We start from the raw sequence: 22,334 nt of genomic DNA on the forward strand, positions 1-22,334 counted from the left end.
GCGGTCAGCTTGGATGCCTTGACGCTGACGGCGATGGTCTGCCGGGACACTTCATCTCCGACGATAGCTTACACCTCCTTTACCCTCTGGCCACCGTGACCAGAAGCGGCCTATCTGTCCTCGCGGCTGGCAGGGAGCCGCTGTTTTTCCTCGTTCAGCGCCGAACGGTCTATGACCTCCTGATACGCCGCCATCTGCTCCCGGATATTCAGCTTGGGATAGGCGAAGATGCGGTGCTCCGGGGGAATATCTTCCATCCCGTGATACCGCTCCACAAAGTTACCGCCATTATTGAACACATAGCCGCCGGGGGCAAAATGGCCGCCGTCATTGATCCGTGCATCCCGCCCGTAGGCTTCAAAGTCGAAGTAGGGCAGCACATTATCCGGCACATCCAGCATTTCCATTTCCTCGATGTAGACCCGGCCCAGCGCCTCCTCGCTGTCAATGCCGGGGTAGAAGTCATAGCAATCCAGATTTTGCGCGAGATTGATCAGGTCATGGACGCTGCCTGTGTATTCGCCGCTGTCAATGACGGCTTCAAACTTTTCAATATCGCTCTGGTCGAGGTCAGACAGCACATGGGCCAGATGGTTCAACTCGTCAATGCTTTCATACTCGCCCAAATGGTCATACAGGCCCAGCACATCACCGTCAAATGAGGTAATAAAGATTTCCTCATACCGTACCCCATCCACGCCGATGCGCTTCAAAAGGGCCTGCACCTCCTCCGTGGTGGCCGGGAATTTCAGCGTTTCGCCCACAAGCCGCCCCTCGTTGTATTTGCCGAGGTTGGTAATGTAGGCTTCAAACAGGGATGACATATCAGCGGCGGCCCTGACGCTTTACGGTCAGGATGCCGTCCAGCGTGGTTGCCGTGATCCCCAGCCGCTGGGCCACAGCCACATCGTTTTTCATGCTTTCCGTGGAGATACTGCCGCACACCACCAGCACATGAGAGCGGCGGAGCAGGTCACGGCCCATGTCGATGCCGCTCTTGTGCTCCTCGGGAACGGCGTCGTTCAGGAAAAGGGGCTGATAGAGCGTGGGGCAGATGGGCGAAAAGCCCGCCTCATAGACAGCGCGGCAATACTTGGCGGCCTGCTCTGTCGCCTCACAGGGATCGCCGCTCCACGCGGCGGTGATATACGCAAGGGGTCGTTTCATTGTGAAAACCTCCGTTTTTATATAATGTGGTGGGTCAACCTTTTCCCCCCGCCCTTTTCCAATCTTGGAAAAGGGGGCGGCTCTGGAGGATATACCCCCGCCGCTTGCCGGAGAAAAAGCACAGCCGGGGCAGGCGGTCAAGGGCAAAGCCGCCGCACACGGCGGGGCGAAGCCCCCTTGACAGCCCACTCCCGCCTGTGCTCGATTACGGGCGGCGACGGGGGATATAACCCAAAGAGCCTGTCCTATCGGGGCAGCAAAAAGCCTCTGGTCATGGTGGCCAGAGGTCGTTACTTTTCCATATCCATTTTCTTATCGGGCTTGGCAAGCTCGGGCGGCTGCCGCTCTTTCCAGTCCTCCAGCAGCGTCATGATCTGGTCTTTCATCTGCCGGGGCGTGGCCTCCTTGCCAAAAAACTTTTCCAGTTCAGCGCCAGTAATGATCACGTCACGATCCTCCTTTTTCTTTTCTTCACACAAAATACCGTCGATCACATCCGGGGAGAGCTTGTTTTCCTTGTCCAGCTCGCGGAGCCGCTTTGCCTGACCCTTGGAGGGCGAAGCCTGCTGGCCCTCAATGGACACGGCGATATACTTCTGGTGCTTGGGGCGCACACGGGAAATTTCCACAGCCGGGGTGAAAGACAGCTTTCCGTCATCCATCGTCTGCTTCAATTCCGGCACAAGATCATTGAGCCAGATATACCGCTGCACGGTTTTCACGCTCATGCCGTTGCGTTGGCCCACGCTTTCAAGTGAGAGCTTTCCGGCCTCGGCGCTGTCGCCGCGCGCCCCCTGATGCTTGATGGCCTCATACTGCATTTTCAGGGACATAGCCTTTTCGCTGGGCAAAATCGTTTCGCGCTGACGGAGGTTGTCATCCGTCATAGCGAGAATGGCCTCGTCATCCGTCATATTGCGGACGATACAGGGCATATTGCGATACCCGGCAAGCTGGCTGGCCATCTGGCGGCGGTGGCCCGCGATGATCTCATAGCCGCCGCCCTCACGGGGACGTACCAGCGCGGGCTGGTTGACGCCGCCGTTGCGGACACTCTCCACCAGAGATTTCATTTCCGCATCGTCACGGACACCGAAAGGATGATCCTTGAAAGGGTGCAGGTCGGAAAGGTCAAGATAGACGATTTCCTCTTTTTCGGCGCGGGTAGCGTCGCGGGGTGTAGGCGGCACTTCCGGGGCCGGAGGTGCTCCCTTTTCCTCGGGGGCTGCATGGGTTTTGCCAGCCTTGGGCGGCTTGGTCTGCTCCGGGGCCACTTTTTCCGCCTTGGACGGGCGGCCACGGCGGGGCTTTTCCGCCTGTGTCTCTTTCTTGGCCCCCGGCTCGGTAGGCGCAGCTTTTTCGGATTTTGCGGGGCGGCCCCGTTTGGGCTTGGTTTTCTCCGGCTCCGGCATGGGCTTTTTCCATTCCTGCTTGCTGTACTCGGTGACGGAAACAGGCGGGGCCTCCGGCTCCTTTGGGGTGTCCGGCGGAACGTCCCTTTCCGGCGCGGGACGCACAGCGGAAAGGTCAATCACCTTTGCGGACGGAGCGGGGCCGGCACCCACATCAGGGATCTCGGCCTGCTCCTTTTCCGGGGCTTTTCCCGGCATTTCAGGCGGGGCCTGTTCCTCCGTGGTAGGGGAATGCTTGTTTTCTTCTGCCATGACACGAATAACCTCCTTGACAAGAATTTAGGGCATGCCGCACAGCTGGCCCATATCGGCACACAGAGAAAACGCTGTCTGCATACAAAAACACCGCCTATGTCCTGTTAGGCGGTGCATTGTGTAAGGCTTGGCAGCTCATTTTCAGTTGTTTTTCTCTGTGTGCCCTTGTCAAGCGATGTTTGGAATTCCCCATTACACAAAAAGGCACATTCTTTTATGCCGCAGAACCTCGAAAAAACAATTTTCAAAAATTATAGATAATTTTTACATAAATCGCCTCCTGCATTTTACAGACCATCTTTAAGATAGAATCTGGACACAGCACAAGTGATTTGACAGAAGAGAAGCGCGGCAAAGGACTCCCGATCACGATTTTGACATAGATGGCTGGTTCCAAGGTAAGAGAGACTGGGAGATGGGACACCGCAGCAGGAGGAGAACGAATGAAGGTAAGTATGAGACGTCTGATGGCGCTTGCGATGGCAGGCACGATGACATTGATGGCAGGATGCAGCCAGGCATCCAGCTCGGCGACAGGAAGCAGCGACACACAGATCGCGTCCGGAGAGAGCGGGGCAGAGAAGACGGCATCCGGCGATAAAACGGTGATTGAATACTGGCACTGTAACGCAGAAACCCAGGGAGGTCTGGTCGTAGACGATCTGGTAAAGAAATTTAATGAGGAAAATGACCACATCGAGGTAGTAGCGAAATACAACCCGGATATGTACAAAGGTCTGATGCAGAACCTGCAGGCGGAAGCGGCGACCGGAAATACACCGGCGCTTGTTCAGATTGGCTGGGCATTTCTGGATTATTTCTCCAATAACTTTGACTATGTGGCGCCGCAGGATGCGATTGATAAATTCGACAGCGAGGATGCAAATTTCTTAACCGACAATTTCCTTCCAAATGTCTTAGACCTGGCAGTCAACAGCAACGGCGAGCAGGTCGGAATCCCGTACTCCTTAAGCAGCCCGGTTCTCTACATTAATAAAGATCTCTTAAAAGAAGCGGGCCTTTCCGAAGATGGACCGGAGACCTGGCAGGAAGTACAGGAATTTGCCGAGGCAGTCAAAGAGAAGACAGGAAAATATGGTTTCTATATGCAGGAACCGGCAGACTTCTGGGCGCAGCAGGCATTGGTTGAGAGCGCGGGAGCGGATATGTTGACTGCGGATGCATCCGGCAAGAAAAAAGCAAGCTTTGCAACCGAGGACGGCATTGCGGCAATGCAAATGATGCAGGATATGGTAAAAGATGGTTCTGCCCTTCATGTTTCATGGGAAGAGGGCTGCCAGAGCTTTATCGACGGCAACTGCGCGATGCTTTACACCACCATTGCGAGACGCGCTTCCGTACAGAAGGGGGCACAGTTTGACGTAGCAACTGTGAAATCCCCGCTGTGGAACGACAAGGAGCGCAAGGTTCCGGCAGGCGGCTGTTTCTTAGCCATCACCGCGCAGAGCGACGAGCAGATTCAGGCGGCATGGGAGTTTGAAAAGTATCTTTACAGCGTAGAATCAATGGCAGCATGGACCGAGGGAACCGGTTATGTACCGCCGAGAAAAGATGTGGCAGAGGCAGAAAATGGATTGAAAGATTTTCTGGCTGAGAACACAATGATGAATGCAGCGATTGAGCAGATGGACGGCGTTGTATCATGGACCGCATTCCCGGGCGATGCAGGCCTTGAGGCAGAGCAGCTTCTTCTGGATATGAGAGACCAGATTCTGGGCGGTCAGGTATCTGCGAAAGATGGTATGACGAGCACACAGGATGCGATCAACCAGCTGCTGGATGCACAGTAGGGACAGGCAGCCTGACGCTTGGAACAGCTTTCGGGTGGCAGAAAAATCATTACAAAATTTAGGACAGAAATGAGAATGGGGTTGTTGCGGAATAGCAGAACGTGTTTTGGCAGAATGGACTGCGTGCAGATAAGACGCAGGAAGCGGCCGGAGCGCGAAAGAGCTGTTTGGCGGCAGCCCCTTCATAAAATGCAGGCTCAGGGTCTTTCCAACACCTGCTGTTGTGGCTGGGCAGGCGCCGAAAGATTCCGATAGTACATTAGAATGGAGGAAATAGTTTGAATCGGGAGGACAAAAAACAGGCAGCGCTTGGATATGTTTTTTTGCTGCCGTCGCTCGTCATGTTTGCGGTATTTATGTTTTATCCGCTTTTTTACACGCTGTATTTGAGTTTTTTTGAGTGGAACATGGTAAAGCCGGTCAAGAAGTTTGTGGGACTGGGGAATTATATTTCCGTTTTGAAGGATCCGAATACATGGAAAATCTTTGGCAATACATTCTGGTACATCGTGATTCTTCTGGTGTTTAACTTTGTGATGCCGTACATTTTATCATTCATTCTTTCGTGCGTCATCAAAAAGGGACAGAGTTTTTACAAGGCGGTTTTTTTCCTGCCGAGTGTGATTTCGCTGGTCGTCGGCTCGATTCTGTATACATGGATTCTGAATCCGATTTCGGGTCCGGTCGCGATTGTGGCAGGCTGGTTTGGGCTGAAACTGCCGTTTTGGTCGAAAACGGAGGGCTGGGTCATCGCGGTACTGTGCATTATCACGACCTGGAAGACGTTTGGCTACAATTTCATCAACATTCTGGCGGGCGTCTCCGGTGTCTCAATGGAGGTCATCGAGGCGGCGCGTCTGGAAAATGTGCCGATGTGGAAGATTTTTAAGGATATCGTCGTGCCGATGAGTTCTGCAACTGGGATCTATGTGTTTATTACGACGATCGTGCAGGGACTCCAGTATGTGTTCACGCCGATCAAGGTCGTCACACAGGGAGGACCGAACTATGCCAGCTCGAACCTGATTTATATGTCGTACCATGAGGCGTTTACACTCTATAAAACAGGAACTTCCTCGGCGGTATCGGTCATGACGATGGCACTCTTTATCATTCTTTTGGTGCTGGAATTCCGGTTTGTAGAAAAGGGGGTTTACTATGAAAACTAAAGACAGACAGATCGGCTGGCATCTGTTTCTGGTGGTGGTCGTTTTCCTCCTTCTTATGCCGATCGTATTTGCAATTTCCAACTCTTTCAAGACGATGCAGGAGGCGTTCAACACAGTTTTTCAGGTGATTCCGCTGCATCCGACGCTGGAAAATTACCGGCATGTATTTGACAAACTGCCGTTTGTGAAAATCACGCTGAATACGTTTCTGATTGCATCGACGGTCACGATTTTTAAGACAATCACGGGACTTCTGGCGGCGTATGCGTTCGTCTATTTCCGGTTTAAGGGAAAAGGATTTTTGTATTTTATTATGTTAAGCACGCTGTTCATCCCGTTTACGGTCACGATGATTCCAAATTATCTTCTGATCTCTAAGATCGGTCTGCGCGATCGCATCTGGGGCGTCGCACTGCCGCAGCTGGCGGATGTGCTGGGAATTTTCCTGCTGCGCCAGGCAATGCGTGGAATCCCGCTGGCACTCATTGAGGCGGCGCGGATGGAAAATATCCGGCACATGAAAATCATGCGCGACATTGTGATTCCGCTGGTGCGTCCGTCCATCATTTCCACCGGCATCATTTTCTTTATCAATTCGTGGAATGAATATGTGTGGCCGGTGCTGATCTTAAAATCCAAGGAAAATTATACGCTGTCGCTGGCATTGCAGATGTACATCAGTGCCGAGGGCGGTACGGAATTTACGATCGCGATGGCGGTGTCGGTGCTCACGATGCTGATTCCGCTGGTACTGTATATCATTTTCCAGCGCTATATCGTCAATACATTTGCGGCGTCTGGATTGAAGGGATAACGGGAGATTGCGCTGGACATAAGAAAGGGATAGATTAATTCGATGAAAAATATTGTATTTGAAAATGTTAAAAAAGCGTATGGCAAAAATGTGGTCGTGGAGGACCTCTGCATGGAGGTAAAGGAGGGCGAACGCCTGATTTTATTAGGTCCGTCCGGCTGTGGAAAATCGACGACACTTCGCATGATTGCGGGACTGGAAAATGTGACTGCCGGAAACCTATGGATGCGCGACCAGGTGGTAAATGATGTGCCGTGCGGCGAGCGCGGTGTCTCGATGGTGTTTCAAAACTATGCGCTGTTTCCGCATATGAGCGTCAAGAATAATATCATATATGGTTTAAAAGCGCACAAGATGGATGAGAACGAGATCAATGCGCGCTTAAAAGAAGTCCTCAAAATGCTGGAATTGGAAGGGCTGGAGGATCGGAAGCCGAAGGAGCTTTCCGGCGGACAGCGCCAGAGAGTGGCATTGGCGAGAGCCGTGGTAAAGCGCGCCGACTATTTCCTTCTGGACGAGCCGCTGTCAAACCTGGATGCACAGCTTAGGATGCGTGCGAGAAAAGAACTGGTAAAAATCCATGAAATGTACCACCCGACGTTAGTCTATGTTACGCACGACCAGATCGAGGCGATGACGGTTGGCGATCGGATCGCGCTCATGTACCGGGGCAAGATGGAAATGCTCGATACCCCGTCACACGTGTACAATCGTCCGGCAAGCGTGTTCTGTGCGAAGTTTATCGGTTCGCCGTCCATGAATATCGTGGAGGCGGAATATCATAACGGGGCGCTTGTCATCGGGAAACAGAAGGTAGAACTTCCGGGTATCTGGCAGCGGATCGCCGCGCAGTGCCCGTCGGGACTGCTGTACGCCGGTGTCCGCCCGGAACACGTGATGATGAGCCGCACCCCGCAGGAGCGGTCGATCGAGGGCGTGGTCCGTTACGTGGAGGATTACGGAAACCGGTACGGTGTTTATATTCAGGTTGAGGGAGACAAGAACGAGCTGATTGCCATCCGCGAGGGCGAGATTCCGCAGCCGGGTGAGAAGGTATACATCCATGTGGAGACGGAAAAGCTGCATCTGTTTGAACGCGGGACGGAGAAATCGCTCGGTTACCCGGAGATGGTGATCCGCGCACAGGAAAAGCTGGCGGTGCCGAAATTGGAAAAGGCGATCGCCCAGTAAGAATAGAGATAATAGAGCGAAAAAAGTGTTTTCAAAACAAGATTCTGAACGTATATTTTGAAGAGGAGACATGCAATCATGAGAAAAATTCTTATCAGTACTAATATGTATAAAGGCAGCGAGTTCGGTCAGGTTCTTCCGTACCTCAAACGGTTTCCGGGACAGGTGGGAGTCGAGGTGTTCCCGATGTTTCATGAGGAATGCTTTGAGAAGAACCTGCGGGACGCCATGCCGCTCTTAAAGGAAGTCCCGGTCAGTTTCCATGGTCCATATTATCAGGCAGAGCATTCGGCAGCGGAGGGGACTGTAGAGTATGCGCGCACGATGGAGCTGCTTGAAAAGACGCTTTCGTATGCGAAAGAGCTTTCAAGCAAATATCTCGTTTATCATCACAACAACTGCCGCATCATACCGGGCGAGAAGGAAGACCGCGTCCGCGTTTCCTGTGAAAATTATTACACCGTGAAACAGCTGTGTGAGGAGGCGGGAACCCAGGTGGTCGTGGAGAATGCCGGAGTTCTGGAGCGCGGAAACCGTCTCTTCGATGAGCAGGAATTTATCGATCTGTGCCGCCGGGAACAGTATGCAGTGCTTATCGACATCGGGCACGCCTGGGCGAACGGCTGGTCGCTTAAGCGGGTCGTAAACGCGCTGGCGGACCAGATTGTGGCGTACCATCTCCACAACAACGACGGTGTCCACGACAGCCATCAGAGGATTCATGAGGGAACACTTGATTTTGACGGCTTCTTAAAACTGGCAAAGCAGGCGACGCCGGATGCCGAGTGGGTCATGGAGTATGCGATGGATGTTTCTGGAAATGTGCGGGGGATTGAGGACGATCTGCAGTTTCTTTTGAAAATGGGAAGTGCTGCACGATGACACAGTGGCAGTGAATTTTGCCGAAAAGCCCCGCCTTGTCAACTCTTAAAAAAGCTGATATACTGGACATAAGATTGTGAGAAAAGATGTCCGGAGAGAACATCCGGACACGGTAAAAATGAAATTTGACAGCGGGAAAGGAACGGCAGGATGTTTCGTCTTTGGGGAAAAATGATGAAGGAAAACCGGATGCTTAGGGATATTGTGATCAGCAACGGTGATTATACAATGTCGAGAACGGCGATGGTGTTTGACGCGATCGACCAGATTTGCTATGCCTTTGATCTGGGGCATCCGGTCTGGCTGGATAAGACGATCGAGGAGTTCAAACGCCACGATAAGGCGCGTTTTACCCAGGACAACTTTATCGAGAGCATCGATTTCGATTATCTGGAGATACAGGTGCTGGAAGAATAAAGGGCAGGCAGCCGTTACAAAAAGACAAAGACCGGGAGGGGCGAGATGGCACAGGCGATAACGGATGTGAAAACATTTCTGGAAGACGCCAGACAGGCAGTGGTGGAGCTGGCGGAGTTTGAAAAACAGGAGGAGACGCTTGCTCAGGAAGAGAAAAAGCGTCTGCGCGTGCTGGAGACGGAGCGGAAAGCGGTGGCGGATGCCGTGAATTCGACCGTGAAAAAGCGCCGGGATGAGATTGAAAAAAGCTATGACGATGAGCTTGGGAAGCTGCAGGATAAGCTGAAACGCACGCGGACACGCCGCGAAAAGGCGAAAAACCAGGGCATCAAGGAGCGGATTAAGGAAGAAACGCAGGAGCTTCACGCGCACAACCGAGAGCTTGCCGTGCGGATGCGGACGCTGTTCCAGTCGGATCGTGTTCCATTTGTCTGCAAAAGCCCACTGTACTATGCGCTGTATTTCCCGAGGGGATTCAAAGAATTTCTGACGGTGTTGATTACCTTTGCGATCTGTTTCCTGTTGATCCCGTGCGGCATCTACAAGCTGCTTCCAGAACAGAAGACTTTATACCTGGCGATGATCTACGGCGTGGATGTGGTTGTTTTTGGCGGACTGTATATCCTGATTGGAAACTGGACGAAGGATCGCCATCTGGCGGCGCTGCAGGAAGGACGTTCGATCCGCAGTCTGATCGCGGCGAACAACCGCAAGATCGCGGTGATCACCTCCTCGATCCGCCGGGATCGCAGTGAAGCGCTCTACGATCTGGAAAAATACGACGATGAGATCTCCCAGATGGAGCAGGATCTGGAGGAGACGGCGAAGAAGAAAAAGGACGCATTAAACACCTTCGAAAATGTGACAAAAACCATCCTGACCGATGAGATCACCAGCAACAGCCGTGCAAAGCTCGAACAACTCAAAGAAGGCCATCAGGAGGTCGAGAGCCGCCTGCATTATACCGAGACGGTAATCAAGGAAAAGAGAATCTTTATCACAGATACCTACGAGTGCTACTTAGGCAAGGAATTTCTGAATCCAGAAAAGTTGGACGCGCTGAAACATATTCTGGATAACAGCACAGCCGTTAATTTAAGCGAGGTCATCGCAGAGTACCGCGAACGCGGCGGAAAGTAAACTGTGGAAATTATTTCATAAAAATAAATAATTAGATATAGGAACAACCAGAAAAAAGATGTGACACCGGGCGCTGTAAAGCTGCCTTCTGTCACATCTTTTTTCGTCCGTGTATATATCCTTCAATTTTCGCATAATTTCCTGCCACCCCGCCTATAATAAAGGTAAAACAACCCCTGTCCAACAGGCAGGGAGAAAACAGGACGGTGTGGGAGATGAACAGACGGGGACGCAGCCGGTTCGGTGGCAGTCCGGAGATATATTACTACAATTCAGCCCGCCGGGACGCGGTGGGAGAGCTGGCAGGGCAGTTAAGTGGGCTGATTCAGGAAGAAATGACCCGAAGGCATAAAAAGAAACTGGTTTTCCTCTGCATCGGCACGGATCGCTCGACCGGAGACAGTCTGGGACCGTTGATCGGATATAAACTCAAACAGGAACGGCGGCGCGGTACGCTGGTATTCGGAACACTTGATCGCCCCGTGCACGCGATGAACCTGGAACATTACGTGCAGGTTTTAAAAAATGGGTACCCGGATGCGCTGGTGGTGGCGGTCGATGCCTCGGTTGGCGATGAAAGCCACGTCGGCTATGTCACGCTGGGGCGTGGGGCTTTAAAGCCGGGGCTTGGCGTCTGCAAGGAGCTTCACGCGGTCGGAGATCTCTTTATCACCGGGATCGTGGCGGGCTGCAGCCATTACGATCCGATGATGCTGCAGAGTATCCGCCTGGCACTCGTCATGCAGCTGGCAGACTGCATCAGCGCGGGGATCGGGCTTGTCGAAAATTTTTGCCTGGATGCTGCCTCCGTTTGACAAATTTTGCATGCAATCGGCGTTATGATAGGCGGAAAGAAATTCATCATACTCCTGAAATTACGGAAAATCATGTTACTGTATTTGAGCAGGTATTTTCAGCACTGAAAATGCTGCACGGTGCAGCAATCAAATCATGGAAGCAAGTACAGACCCGGTTTCAGGAGAATCTATCATAGCGGGGTGAACATATGGGAGAATATTCTGGTTCCCGCGCAGAACTGCCGAAAAATATCCGGCAGATCGGCGAGCGGGATGAGGTGGTCCGGTTGTATGTGGAGGATTATGTAAACACGTATTTGAAACAGGTATATCCATCCGGCGGACCGGGACTCCGGGTCGGGCTGCTGCTCGGAAATTCGGATCCACAGCAGGAGGTTCCGTGCCTCTTTGTGGACGGGGCGCTGGAGATGGAGGAGGTTGTGCCGTCCGGGGAGAAGATTGTCTTTTCGGAGGCGGCATGGAAAAAGGCATACCAGCGGATGGAGGAGACATTTCCGAAAAAGACCGTGCAGGGGTGGTTTATCTGCGGCGCGCCGGGGTGTATGTTAAGTCCCCTGACCTACTGGCGGCTGCACAAGCAGTATTTCGGTGGGAAAAACCAGCTTATGTACATAAACAGCGGCGTGGACGGTGAGGCGGCATACTATGTGATGTCGGAGGACGGGTTTTACCGTTTGAAAGGATATCATATATACTACGAGAAAAACCAGATGATGCAGGACTATATGATTCTGCGGAAGGACGCCCGCCGGGTGGAGACAGGCACCGGCGATCGGGTGATCCGCGATTTCCGTAACCGGATGGAAGAGCGGCAGCAGGAGGCGGCGTCGCGTTACGGGACGATCCGGGCGCTGGGGACGCTGTGCGGCGTGCTTTCGGTCGCGGTGCTTGCCGGCGGCGTGGTGCTTTTCGGCAATTACCAGAAAATGCGCGAGATGGAGAGTGTGCTGGTATCCGTCCTTCCGGATGGTGTGCGGGGCACTGCGGACGGGAAAGAGGCGGTCACGGTGGAACAGCTCCGTGGCAGTGTGACGCCGCTTGAGAGCGGCGAGGCCGGCGCGGATGTGGATGCAGACGGAACAACAGCGGAGAACGGAGGACAGGCGCATAAATGGACACTTGAGAGCGCGGCGGATGGAGACACAGAGGGCACTGCCATAGCAGGCAGACAGAATGGACAGGCTTCCGGCGGGCAGAGCGAAGAGGACGGAAAAATGGCGGAGACGAAAGCCCCGTACATTTTGCCGGAGCCGGAGGCACAGCGCGACCTGCCGAATCCGGGCGGCAATTCGACGGCGGGACAGGACTATCCGGTCACAAACTTGAAGCCCGGCGGCACGTACACGGTCGGGGACGGGGAGACGCTCTATGGGATCTGTTTTAAGCTTTATGGCAATATCCGTCATCTGGACGATATCCTTGCGGTCAACCATCTGACCGATGAAAACCGCATTATCGCAGGGCAGACGCTGGTGCTGCCGGATGTGTCCGGAGAATAGCAAAAAGATAATGCCAAACCATCTAAAATAGTGTATAATCAAGATGGCAGTCCAGCTACAGGAGATAAAAAAATGAGTGAGATGAACCCGATTGAACGGGAACAGAAGAAAAAGCAGCTGAGAGGGCGTGTGATCGACACCGCCACGCAGGACATGTTTCCCCGCCGGGGCATAAGCCACGGGGAAAATGAGGAAGAGGTGGCGGAGAAAGCCGAGCGCCATTCCAGACGGAAACGTCTCCGCAGGGTGCTGACGGCGGTGTTAATCGCGGCGCTTTTGGCGGCTGGTTTTATGTATTATAAAGATAACCATGCCTACACGGACTATACGGTGGCGTGGGAAAAAGAGATTGCGGCGAGTGAGAGCAGCACGACGGAATTTGTCCCGTTTGGGGAAAATGTCCTGAAATACACGAAGGACGGAGCTTCCTATCTGGACAAGTCCGGCAAGGCGGTCTGGTCGATGAGTTATGAGCTGAAATCACCGATCTGCTATGTCAACGGCGATTATGCCGTGATCGGGGACCAGCAGGGCAATGATATTTATATTGTGGACAAGACCGGAAGCCAGGGACAGGCGACGACGCTTTTGCCGATCCTGCGCGTCAGCGTATCGGCATACGGCATCGTGGCGGCGCTGGTGGAGGACAGCAATGCTTCGTATGTGACCTTTTTCAAGAAAGACGGCAGCGAGCTTGACTGGGCGATCAAGACGGTTATGTCGGGAAATGGTTACCTGATGGATGTTTCCTTATCGCCGGATGGTACGCAGGTCATGCTTTCCGACCTGTATCTGCAGGACGGGGCACTCAAAAACCGGATTGTATTTTACAATTTCTCCGAATATGGAAAGAATTATCCAGACCGTCTGGTCGGAGGTTTTGATGAGCTGGGAGACAGCATCTGTCCGCGCGTCCGGTTCCTCGACGAGGATCACGCGTGTGCATTTGCGGATGATCAGGTGGCATTTTTCTCTTTGGAAAATGTAACAAGCCCGGCGCTGGTGCGCCAGGCGGAGATCGACGGGGAAGTCCGCGGCGTGGCATGGTCGAAGGACTATGTGGCGGTCATCTCGGACAACACCGAGGGCGGAAGTGAGAGCCGTTTGAGCATGTTTAAATCCGATGGAACCGCTATGGGTACGGCAGATTTCTCGTATTCGTGGCGTAACATAAATATACAGGGCGATTTCGTCATCCTAAATAACGAAAATTCCTGTCGGGTCTACAGTCTGTCCGGCAAGGAGCGGTTTGCCGGGGAGTTTGATTTCTCTGTGGCGCAGGTAACACGCGGTCGCGCGTTCAATTCACTGATTATCAGCGGCGGCGACCGGATGCGCGAGATCCGCCTCAAATAACACACGTTTAGTTTTTAAAATTAAGATACATAGCAGGAGGTTACTTATGAATCAGATTGACACATTATCCGTAAACGCGATCCGGATTTTATCCGCAGACGCAATCCAGAAGGCAAATTCCGGTCATCCGGGACTTCCGCTGGGATGTGCAGCAGCGGCTTATGAACTGTGGGCACATCATATGAACCATAACCCAGCTAACCCGAAGTGGGAGAACAGAGACCGTTTCATCTTATCCGGCGGTCATGGTTCCATGCTGCTGTACTCTCTGCTGCACCTGTTTGGCTACGGAAATCTTTCCAAAGAAGATCTGATGAACTTCCGCCAGTTAGATTCCAAGACTCCGGGACATCCGGAATATGGTCATACCGTTGGCGTTGAGGCGACGACCGGTCCGCTGGGCGCAGGTATGGGTATGGCAGTCGGCATGGCGATGGCTGAGGCACATCTGGAAAGCGTATTCAACAAAGAAAATTATCCGGTAGTTGACCATTACACCTATGTATTGGGCGGCGACGGATGTATGATGGAAGGCATTTCCTCTGAGGCATTCTCTCTGGCAGGTACCCTGGGACTTTCCAAGCTGATTGTTCTCTATGATTCCAACCGCATCTCCATCGAGGGAAGCACCGACATCGCATTCCGTGAGAATGTACAGGAGCGTATGCAGGCATTTGGTTTCCAGACGATCACGGTAGAAGACGGCAATGATATCGACGCGATCGGCAAGGCGATCGAGGCTGCAAAGGCAGATACCGAGCATCCGTCCTTTATCACCATCAAGACGCAGATCGGCTTCGGCTGCCCGGCAAAACAGGGCAAGGCGAGCGCACACGGCGAGCCGCTGGGCGTGGAGAATGTGGAAGCACTCAGAAAGAACTTAAACTGGCCGAGCGAAGAGCCGTTCTTCGTACCGGAAGAGGTATACAAAAACTACTCCGAGATCGCAGAGCAGAAGGCAGAGGTAGAAGCTGCATGGAACGTGATGTTTGCCGCTTACTGCGAGGAATATCCGGAGATGGAAGCGCTCTGGAACCAGTATCACAATGCAAAGGCGGGCGAGGCGCTGAAAGATGACGCCGGATTCTGGGCAAAACAGGAGAAACCGGAAGCAAGCCGTGCGATCTCCGGACGCCTGATCAACTACATCAAGGATGTTCTGCCGAACCTGTTTGGCGGTTCTGCTGACCTGGCACCGTCCAACAAGACCAACATGAAGGATGCGGGCGACTTCTCCAAGGAGGACAGAGCTGGACGTAACCTGCACTTCGGTGTCCGCGAACTTGCGATGGCAGCGATCGGAAATGGCATCATGCTGCACGGCGGTCTGCGTGCGTATGTATCGACCTTCTTTGTATTCAGTGATTACTGCAAACCGATGGCAAGACTGTCTGCACTGATGGGCGTGCCGCTGACCTATGTATTTACGCATGACAGCATCGGCGTTGGCGAGGATGGACCGACCCATGAGCCGATCGAGCAGATGGCAGCGCTGCGTGCGATGCCGAACTTCCATGTATTCCGCCCGTGTGATGCGACCGAGACAGAGGCAGCTTGGTACAGTGCTGTTACTTCCGAGCACACACCGACCGCACTGGTGCTGACCAGACAGAATCTGGAGCCGATGGCAGGCAGCAGCCGTGAGGCATTAAAGGGCGGCTACATCATCGACGACTGCGAGGGCACACCGGAGTTAATTCTGATTGCCAGCGGTTCCGAGGTGGCTCTGGCGGTTCATGCAAAAGAGACTCTGGCAGCAGAAGGTCAGAAAGTCCGCGTTGTCTCCATGCCGTGTATGGATCTGTTCGAGGAGCAGAGCGAGGAGTACAAGGAGTCCGTACTTCCGAGAGAAGTACGCCGCCGTGTAGCAGTAGAGGCGCTTGGAAGCTTCGGCTGGGACAAGTACACCGGTTTAGACGGCAAGATCATCGCGATGGAAAGTTTCGGCGCCAGCGCACCGGCAGGGCTTCTGTTCAAGAAGTTCGGCTTTACCGTTGAGCATGTGGTAGAGGTGGCTAAGAGCCTGAAATAATGCTGATTTTGAAAGAAAAATAAGATAAAAGACAGGCACCTGTCTGTCGGCAGAAAAGAATGCGGTACTGCTTAAGCAGAAATGCGCCTTTCTCCGGCAGGCAGGTGTATTTTGCTTTCCAAACCTTGCAAAACGGGGATGCATTGCGTATAATAAGAGCCAGCGCAGAAAAAAGATGAGGGCATAGAAGAAAGGCTGCCAGTGCAGCCGTAAGGGAAGGGATCCAGACATGGAAAAAAAATGTATTGGGATAGACGTCGGCGGAACGACGGTTAAGATTGGTATTTTTGAGACGGACGGAACGCTTGTTTATAAGTGGGAGGTTCCGAGCCGCAAGGAAGAGAATGGGGCGTACATTCTTCCGGATGTAGCCGCTTCGATCAGGAAGAAATTGAACGAGCGGGGAATCCCGATGGATGCCGTGATCGGCGCAGGCATGGGATTTCCGGGGCCGGTGCAGCCGGACGGCTATGTGGAGGTCTGCGTCAACTTAGGATGGCGCGATCTGAACCCGCAGAAGATTTTGAGTGAGTTATTAGATGGAATGCCGGTCCGCTCCGGTAATGATGCTAATGTGGCGGCGCTCGGCGAGATGTGGCAGGGCGGCGGCAAGGGCTGCCATGATATCGTGATGGTGACGCTGGGAACCGGTGTCGGCGGCGGCGTGGTACACGATCAGAAGATCGTTGCAGGACGCCACGGACTGGGCGGCGAGATCGGTCATATCCATATCCGCGAGGGCGAGAAAGAAACCTGCAACTGCGGCGGACACGGCTGTCTGGAACAGGTAGCGTCCGCGACCGGTATCGCCAGGGAGGCGAGACGGAAGATGGCGGCAAAGCCGGATGCATCGGTGATGCGTGCCTACGGTGATGCGATCACCGCAAAAAATGTGCTGGATGCGGCAAAAGCCGGGGATGCACTGGCGCTGGAGGTTATGGACACCGTGTGCTATTATCTCGGATGGGCGCTGGCGACCATTTCGATGACCGTGGATCCGGAGATTTTCGTCATCGGAGGCGGCGTATCCAAGGCGGGGACTTTTTTAACGGATTGGATTGACCGCTATTACCGCGAATTGACCCCGATCTCTGAGAATAAGGGCGAGGTTCGCCTGGCAACATTGGGAAATGATGCAGGTATCTATGGGGCGGCGAGACTGATCTTAGATTAGGCGTAACTGTGAAGGTGCTGAACAGTTACGATTAGACGCCTTGTTTTGAGTGACAGAGTGCAGGGTAAAGGGGCTGGACGTTTGAAGGAAATAGGGATAGAAAAACGTTCAGATATGACGAAAAATGCTGTAGACAAGAGGAGACCCCGGAGCGGTCAAGCATCCGGGGCAATTATGAAAAATCTATGTGCAAAATCACTATAAAACAAATTTGAAAAGTGAAATCTTTTATGCTTTTAGTATAAAAATAAGATATGAATAAAATATGAACACCGTGTAAACAGATTATGAAAATTGGCGATTTTGTACAAAAAAGTTTCATGAATCAGAGGTTTCTCTATCAAAACAGAGGATAGAAAGAAAAATGGCAGAATTTGCAGCGCACGGTGCGAATCAGGAGGAAAAAATGGCAGCAGAAAAAGCAAAGAAAACGATTGTAATTGGACATAAAAACCCGGATACGGATTCGATTTGTTCTGCAATCGGCTATGCGAATTTCAAAACACTTCAGACGGGCGGCGAATATGTACCGTGCCGTGCCGGAGAACTGAACCCGGAGACAACCTTCGTACTGGATTACTTTAAGGTAGATGTGCCGAAACTGATTAAATCCGTCAAAACGCAGGTCAAGGATATTGAGATCCGCGAGACTCCAGGTGTTTCCAAGAATATTTCCCTGAGAAAAGCATGGAACCTGATGCAGGAGGACGGTCTGGTAACACTTCCGGCTGTTACCGATAAGAATATACTGGAAGGTCTGATCACAGTCGGCGATATCACCCGTTCTTATATGAATGTATACGACAGCAGCATTCTTTCCAAGGCATGCACCCAGTATGCAAATATCATCGAGACCCTGGAGGGCGCGATTTTTGTTGGCGATGAGAAAGCGTATTTTGATAAAGGAAAAGTCCTGATTGCGGCAGCTAATCCGGATATGATGGAATATTATATTGAAGAGAACGACCTGGTTATCCTCGGCAACCGCTATGAGTCGCAGCTGTGCGCGATCGAGATGGGTGCAAGCTGTATCATCGTGTGTGAGGGCGCTGGCGTTTCCATGACGATCAAAAAACTGGCACAGGAGCGCGGCTGTACCGTCATCACAACTCCGTATGATACCTACACGGCAGCCCGTCTCATTAACCAGAGTATGCCGATCAGCTATTTCATGAAGACTGAGAAGCTGATCACCTTCGATACAGATGATTTCATCGATGATATTAAGGATGTGATGGCAAGCAAGCGTTTCCGTCATTTCCCGGTACTCGATAAAGAAGGCAAATACAAAGGCCTGATTTCCCGCCGTAACTTACTGGGTGCGCGCGGCAAGAACGTGATTCTGGTCGATCACAATGAGCGCGGCCAGGCGGTAGACGGCATCGAGAATGCCAATATCCTGGAACTGATTGACCACCATCGTCTGGGGACTGTGGAAACAGTCGGACCGGTCTTCTTCCGTAACCAGCCGCTCGGCTGTACGGCAACGATCATCTTCCAGATGTACCGCGAACAGGGGCTGGAGATCGACAAGACCATCGCAGGTCTGCTCTGCAGTGCGATCATCTCCGATACGCTTCTGTTCCGTTCTCCGACCTGCACACCGATGGATCGGGCGGCAGCGGTTTCTCTGGCTGAGATGGCAGGCATCAAGCTGGATGAGTTCGCAAACCAGATGTTTGAGGCAGGCAGCGAGTTAAAGGGCAAGAGCGATGCAGAGATTCTGTATCTGGATTTCAAGAAATTCTCAGCTGGAAAGACAAACTTCGGCGTCGGTCAGATCAACTCCCTGAATGCAGAGGAACTTGGAAAGCTGAAGAACCGTATGCTGCCGTTTATGGAGAAGGCGCGTGAGGACGAAGGTCTGGATATGATCTTCTTCATGCTGACGAATATCCTGACGGAGACGACCGAACTTCTCTGTGTTGGACAGGGGGCGGCACAGGTTGTGGCAGATGCGTTCCACGTAGGTGATGCAAATGAAGAGCTGAAGCAGACGGCAACACTGCCGGGCGTTGTTTCCAGAAAGAAACAGCTGATTCCGGCACTGACAGTGACACTGGAGCAGTAAATCAGGTGACAGTGCGCGGACGGGATTGTTTCATACGGAAAATCCAGTGATAGTTCGTGCAGGGCAGGAAGGTCGGACGGAAAGGAAGGATACCATGACATTTGTATATCCGGCGGTTTTTACGCCTAAGAAAGATGGAAAAGGGTATGATGCATATTTCCCGGATTTGGAGTGCTGCGAGGCGGAAGGTCCGGATCTGGAGGATGCGGTGGAAAATGCGCGGGAGGCAGCGTACAACTGGATCAGCCTGGAGCTGGAGGAAGAGGGCGATCTGCCGGCACAGACGCATATCGATGATATGAGCCTGCCGGAAGGAAGCATGGTGAAACAGATCATGGTCCGGATCAAACTTCTCCCGGACAACGATTAAGAGGATATAGGGATGGCACAGAAGAGAGCGGCTGGAAAGCCAGAAGAGCGTCGCCGGGGAGGAGCAAGGCAGAACCCGGAAGGACAGTTGAAAAAACGGATGGAGACCCGGAACACTCCGGGACCGCGCGCCCAGTGGAAGCCGGGCAATATGATTTATCCGGTTCCGGCGGTGCTGGTCACAGTGGCGGACTGCGAAGGAAACAGCAACATCATCACGATTGCCTGGACGGGCACGATCTGTACGAACCCGCCGATGGCGTACATTTCGGTGCGCCCGGAGCGCTATTCTTACCATATGCTGCGGGAGAGCGGTGAGTTTGTCATCAACCTGGCGACGGAGTCGATGGCGTATGCGACCGATTACTGCGGCGTCCGCTCCGGCAGGAATGTGGATAAATGGAAGGAGACAGGGCTCACACCGGTTCCGGCGCAGACGGTGAAAGCGCCGGTGATCGCCGAAAGCCCGGTCGCGATCGAGTGCCGGGTGACCGAAGTCAAGGAACTGGGGTCACATCATATGTTTCTGGCAGAGGTAACGGGTGTCAGTGTGGACGAGCAGTGGCTTAACGAGCGCGGCAGCTTGGAGCTTGCAAAGGCGGAACCGATTGTGTATTCGCATGGCGGCTATTATGGGCTTTCAGAGCTTCTTGGAACATTTGGATGGAGTGTAAAGAAAAAGAAGAGGTGCCAAAGATGAAAAATAATGTAACCCTGATTGGTATGCCGTCCGCAGGAAAAAGCACGGTCGGAGTGCTTTTAGCAAAGAGACTGGGCTATTCCTTTATAGATGTGGATTTGCTGATTCAGGAACAGGAAGGTAAGCGTCTGCGCGAGATCATCGAAGAACAGGGACTGGACGGATTTCTCGATGTGGAGAACCGCGTCAACGCGGGGGTGGAAGCCGAGCAGGCGGTCATCGCACCGGGTGGCAGCGTGATCTACGGAAAGGAAGCGATGGAACATTTAAAATCCATCGGACTGGTTGTCTATCTGAAAATTACTTATGACGAGCTGGTAAAACGCGTCGGCGATGTCAAGGACCGCGGCGTGGCGCTGAAAGACGGCATGACACTTCTGGATCTCTACCATGAGAGGATCTCGTATTTTGAGAAATACGCGGACATCACGATCGACGAGGAAGGTAAAGAGCTGGGGGCGGTGGTTGATGAGCTGCGCGAAATATTGGAAGAGCGCGGTTATGTGCTGGGAAGTGCGCCGGAGGAAGAGTAACAATTTCACATGAGAATGGGGGCAGCCGGTTCTGTCGGTGGTTTTCATAACGGGTTACAGTGAGAAAAAAATCAGTTGCAAAACAGTTGAAAATCCAATACAATAGAATAGTAACCATTTTTATAGAATGTTAACAGTCGGGGTGCAAAGATGCGGAATCTTTTTTGCATCCCTTTTTTGAAAGGTGTGCGTATATGACTACAGTGAAATCTCTGTCCAGAGAGATGAAATTCTTTCTTCTGGCACTGATTCCGATCTATTTCATTTCAGTGGGGCTGATTATACAGCCGTTTGATTCCATTGTGACTGGTATCTATGAAATCATATGGGAGCCGGATTTCCTGATCACCGATTATATTGCGGTCGGCGGCATGGGAGCCGCGTTTGTCAATGCCGGGATGATGGCGCTTATCAGCATCTACTTTGTCTATAGTCTTGGGATGGAGATGGACGGGCATACGATCACGTCCTGCTGTCTGATGTTTGGATTCTCTTTGTTCGGAAAAAATCTGATGAATATCTGGGCGATTTTTCTGGGTGTATTTCTCTATGCAAAATATCATAAAATGCACTTATCCAACTATATTTATGTCGGCATCTACGGAACGAGCCTGTCTCCGATCATCACACAGCTGATGCACGTGGTGGAGCTGCCGATCTGGCAGCGCTTCTGTGTGACGATTCTGGTGGGAATCTGTATCGGATTCGTGCTTCCACCGCTCGCGACGCATTCCCACTATGCCCATAAGGGATATTCCCTTTATAATGTGGGATTTGCCTCTGGCATCATTGCGACGGTCCTGGTCTCCACGTTTAAGTCCTTTGGAATTGAGACGGAGGCGCGTCTTATCTGGTCCTCCGGCAATGATGCGATGCTTTTAGGGCTGCTATTTGTCCTGTTTGCAGGCATGTCGGTGGTGGCAGTGCTGTGGCGCGGAAAAGATACGCTTTTAGGGTATGAAAAACTCCTTGGGACAACGGGAATCGGCGGTACCGATTACCTGCTGGAATTGGGCGGTGCGGTGACGCTTCTCAACATGGGACTCAATGGTCTGTTTGCGACCTTCTTTGTGCTGGCAGTCGGTGGAAACCTAAATGGACCGACGATCGGCGGAATCTTTACCATCGTTGGATTCAGTGCGACTGGAAAACATTTGCGGAATATTTTCCCGATCATGGCGGGCGTCTGCATTGCGAGTACCGTCCGGGCGTGGGATATCACGAATCCGTCGGCACTTCTGGCGCTGCTCTTTTCCACGACGCTGGCGCCGATCGCCGGAGAGTTTGGAATTTTATGCGGCGTGTTAGCCGGTTTTCTGCACGCGTCGGTGGCGCTCAATGTCGGGATCGTGTATGGGGGCATGAACCTCTATAACAATGGATTTGCGGGCGGTATCGTCGCAATGTTCCTGGTGCCGGTGATCCAGTCGATCCGCGACCGGAGGGCGCGGGCGAAGGGAGATCTGTCGCTGTAAGATTTCCTCTTTTTAATGGAATCTTAACACGAAAGAGGCATAGAGATAT

20 protein-coding genes are annotated in these 22,334 nt (G+C 52.6%); 17 read left to right on the top strand and 3 right to left on the bottom strand.

Annotated elements, in window-relative coordinates:
* Positions 1–110: 110 nt before the first annotated feature.
* The 3 genes from DW931_RS13410 to DW931_RS13420 form a co-directional block, all read right to left on the bottom strand.
* The gene (locus DW931_RS13410) at positions 111–824 is read right to left on the bottom strand and encodes an antirestriction protein ArdA (RefSeq protein WP_118482324.1); all 714 of its coding nucleotides are present in this window, start codon (positions 822–824) and stop codon (positions 111–113) included.
* Between the two features lies 1 nt (position 825).
* Positions 826–1,167 (bottom strand): hypothetical protein, encoded by a 342-nt coding sequence (locus DW931_RS13415; protein WP_055060880.1) that lies wholly within the window; start codon positions 1,165–1,167, stop codon positions 826–828.
* Between the two features lie 290 nt (positions 1,168–1,457).
* Positions 1,458–2,831: a ParB/RepB/Spo0J family partition protein gene (locus DW931_RS13420; protein WP_118482325.1), complete on the bottom strand. Its 1,374-nt coding sequence runs from the start codon at positions 2,829–2,831 to the stop codon at positions 1,458–1,460.
* A 446-nt stretch (positions 2,832–3,277) separates the two neighbouring features.
* Between DW931_RS13420 and DW931_RS13425 the strand changes: the two genes are divergently transcribed.
* From DW931_RS13425 to DW931_RS13505, 17 genes are all read left to right on the top strand, one after another.
* Complete coding sequence (locus DW931_RS13425; RefSeq protein ID WP_107001752.1) at positions 3,278–4,645, top strand: ABC transporter substrate-binding protein; 1,368 nt, start codon at positions 3,278–3,280, stop codon at positions 4,643–4,645.
* A gap of 278 nt (positions 4,646–4,923) precedes the next feature.
* Complete coding sequence (locus tag DW931_RS13430; RefSeq protein ID WP_022360022.1) at positions 4,924–5,814, top strand: sugar ABC transporter permease; 891 nt, start codon at positions 4,924–4,926, stop codon at positions 5,812–5,814.
* On the top strand, positions 5,804–6,628 hold the full coding sequence (locus tag DW931_RS13435; protein WP_107001751.1) for a carbohydrate ABC transporter permease: 825 nt from the start codon (positions 5,804–5,806) through the stop codon (positions 6,626–6,628). The genes DW931_RS13430 and DW931_RS13435 overlap by 11 nt, the downstream gene beginning before the upstream one ends.
* Before the next feature lie 42 nt (positions 6,629–6,670).
* Positions 6,671–7,819 carry an ABC transporter ATP-binding protein gene (locus tag DW931_RS13440; protein ID WP_107001750.1) on the top strand — a complete coding sequence of 383 codons (1,149 nt, stop codon included), beginning with the start codon at positions 6,671–6,673 and terminating at the stop codon, positions 7,817–7,819.
* 78 nt (positions 7,820–7,897) lie between these two features.
* A complete protein-coding gene (locus tag DW931_RS13445; RefSeq protein ID WP_233430282.1) occupies positions 7,898–8,701 on the top strand; it encodes a sugar phosphate isomerase/epimerase in 804 nt (267 codons plus the stop codon).
* Between the two features lie 150 nt (positions 8,702–8,851).
* Complete coding sequence (locus tag DW931_RS13450; protein WP_107001749.1) at positions 8,852–9,118, top strand: hypothetical protein; 267 nt, start codon at positions 8,852–8,854, stop codon at positions 9,116–9,118.
* Positions 9,119–9,163: 45 nt separating this feature from the next.
* A complete protein-coding gene (locus tag DW931_RS13455; RefSeq protein WP_117796611.1) occupies positions 9,164–10,258 on the top strand; it encodes a hypothetical protein in 1,095 nt (364 codons plus the stop codon).
* Positions 10,259–10,473: 215 nt separating this feature from the next.
* A complete protein-coding gene (yyaC, locus tag DW931_RS13460; RefSeq protein WP_107001747.1) occupies positions 10,474–11,073 on the top strand; it encodes a spore protease YyaC in 600 nt (199 codons plus the stop codon).
* 191 nt (positions 11,074–11,264) lie between these two features.
* A complete protein-coding gene (locus DW931_RS13465; RefSeq protein WP_118626995.1) occupies positions 11,265–12,575 on the top strand; it encodes a LysM peptidoglycan-binding domain-containing protein in 1,311 nt (436 codons plus the stop codon).
* A 72-nt stretch (positions 12,576–12,647) separates the two neighbouring features.
* Complete coding sequence (locus tag DW931_RS13470) at positions 12,648–13,931, top strand: DUF5711 family protein (RefSeq protein WP_022360015.1); 1,284 nt, start codon at positions 12,648–12,650, stop codon at positions 13,929–13,931.
* 46 nt (positions 13,932–13,977) lie between these two features.
* Positions 13,978–15,963 carry a transketolase gene (gene tkt, locus DW931_RS13475; protein WP_022360014.1) on the top strand — a complete coding sequence of 662 codons (1,986 nt, stop codon included), beginning with the start codon at positions 13,978–13,980 and terminating at the stop codon, positions 15,961–15,963.
* Positions 15,964–16,192: 229 nt separating this feature from the next.
* Positions 16,193–17,137, top strand: coding sequence for an ROK family glucokinase (locus DW931_RS13480; protein WP_117796613.1), 945 nt, complete (start codon positions 16,193–16,195; stop codon positions 17,135–17,137).
* Positions 17,138–17,543: 406 nt separating this feature from the next.
* On the top strand, positions 17,544–19,208 hold the full coding sequence (locus DW931_RS13485; RefSeq protein WP_118482330.1) for a putative manganese-dependent inorganic diphosphatase: 1,665 nt from the start codon (positions 17,544–17,546) through the stop codon (positions 19,206–19,208).
* 94 nt (positions 19,209–19,302) lie between these two features.
* Positions 19,303–19,578, top strand: a complete 276-nt coding sequence (locus DW931_RS13490) for a type II toxin-antitoxin system HicB family antitoxin (RefSeq protein ID WP_107001743.1) — start codon at positions 19,303–19,305, stop codon at positions 19,576–19,578.
* Between the two features lie 12 nt (positions 19,579–19,590).
* Entirely contained in the window at positions 19,591–20,277 is a 687-nt protein-coding gene (locus tag DW931_RS13495) for a flavin reductase family protein (protein WP_333489860.1), read from the top strand.
* Positions 20,274–20,810 carry a shikimate kinase gene (locus DW931_RS13500; RefSeq protein ID WP_022360009.1) on the top strand — a complete coding sequence of 179 codons (537 nt, stop codon included), beginning with the start codon at positions 20,274–20,276 and terminating at the stop codon, positions 20,808–20,810. The genes DW931_RS13495 and DW931_RS13500 overlap by 4 nt, the downstream gene beginning before the upstream one ends.
* Before the next feature lie 194 nt (positions 20,811–21,004).
* Positions 21,005–22,285 (top strand): DUF1576 domain-containing protein, encoded by a 1,281-nt coding sequence (locus DW931_RS13505; protein ID WP_022360008.1) that lies wholly within the window; start codon positions 21,005–21,007, stop codon positions 22,283–22,285.
* Positions 22,286–22,334 lie beyond the last annotated feature (49 nt).

This window comes from Clostridium sp. AM43-3BH (assembly GCF_003479985.1).
Taxonomy (GTDB): domain Bacteria; phylum Bacillota; class Clostridia; order Lachnospirales; family Lachnospiraceae; genus Otoolea; species Otoolea fessa.

Excerpts from the sequence above, each read along its gene's own strand:
- DW931_RS13500 (WP_022360009.1), top strand. The coding sequence starts at position 20,274 with ATGAAAAATAATGTAACCCTGATTGGTATGCCGTCCGCAGGAAAAAGC.
- DW931_RS13485 (WP_118482330.1), top strand. The coding sequence starts at position 17,544 with ATGGCAGCAGAAAAAGCAAAGAAAACGATTGTAATTGGACATAAAAAC.
- DW931_RS13490 (WP_107001743.1), top strand. The coding sequence starts at position 19,303 with ATGACATTTGTATATCCGGCGGTTTTTACGCCTAAGAAAGATGGAAAA.
- yyaC (WP_107001747.1), top strand. The coding sequence starts at position 10,474 with ATGAACAGACGGGGACGCAGCCGGTTCGGTGGCAGTCCGGAGATATAT.
- DW931_RS13450 (WP_107001749.1), top strand. The coding sequence starts at position 8,852 with ATGTTTCGTCTTTGGGGAAAAATGATGAAGGAAAACCGGATGCTTAGG.
- DW931_RS13495 (WP_333489860.1), top strand. The coding sequence starts at position 19,591 with ATGGCACAGAAGAGAGCGGCTGGAAAGCCAGAAGAGCGTCGCCGGGGA.
- DW931_RS13480 (WP_117796613.1), top strand. The coding sequence starts at position 16,193 with ATGGAAAAAAAATGTATTGGGATAGACGTCGGCGGAACGACGGTTAAG.
- DW931_RS13455 (WP_117796611.1), top strand. The coding sequence starts at position 9,164 with ATGGCACAGGCGATAACGGATGTGAAAACATTTCTGGAAGACGCCAGA.
- DW931_RS13425 (WP_107001752.1), top strand. The coding sequence starts at position 3,278 with ATGAAGGTAAGTATGAGACGTCTGATGGCGCTTGCGATGGCAGGCACG.
- DW931_RS13465 (WP_118626995.1), top strand. The coding sequence starts at position 11,265 with ATGGGAGAATATTCTGGTTCCCGCGCAGAACTGCCGAAAAATATCCGG.
- DW931_RS13440 (WP_107001750.1), top strand. The coding sequence starts at position 6,671 with ATGAAAAATATTGTATTTGAAAATGTTAAAAAAGCGTATGGCAAAAAT.
- DW931_RS13410 (WP_118482324.1), bottom strand. The coding sequence starts at position 824 with ATGTCATCCCTGTTTGAAGCCTACATTACCAACCTCGGCAAATACAAC.
- DW931_RS13505 (WP_022360008.1), top strand. The coding sequence starts at position 21,005 with ATGACTACAGTGAAATCTCTGTCCAGAGAGATGAAATTCTTTCTTCTG.
- DW931_RS13420 (WP_118482325.1), bottom strand. The coding sequence starts at position 2,831 with ATGGCAGAAGAAAACAAGCATTCCCCTACCACGGAGGAACAGGCCCCG.
- DW931_RS13435 (WP_107001751.1), top strand. The coding sequence starts at position 5,804 with ATGAAAACTAAAGACAGACAGATCGGCTGGCATCTGTTTCTGGTGGTG.
- tkt (WP_022360014.1), top strand. The coding sequence starts at position 13,978 with ATGAATCAGATTGACACATTATCCGTAAACGCGATCCGGATTTTATCC.
- DW931_RS13470 (WP_022360015.1), top strand. The coding sequence starts at position 12,648 with ATGAGTGAGATGAACCCGATTGAACGGGAACAGAAGAAAAAGCAGCTG.
- DW931_RS13445 (WP_233430282.1), top strand. The coding sequence starts at position 7,898 with ATGAGAAAAATTCTTATCAGTACTAATATGTATAAAGGCAGCGAGTTC.
- DW931_RS13415 (WP_055060880.1), bottom strand. The coding sequence starts at position 1,167 with ATGAAACGACCCCTTGCGTATATCACCGCCGCGTGGAGCGGCGATCCC.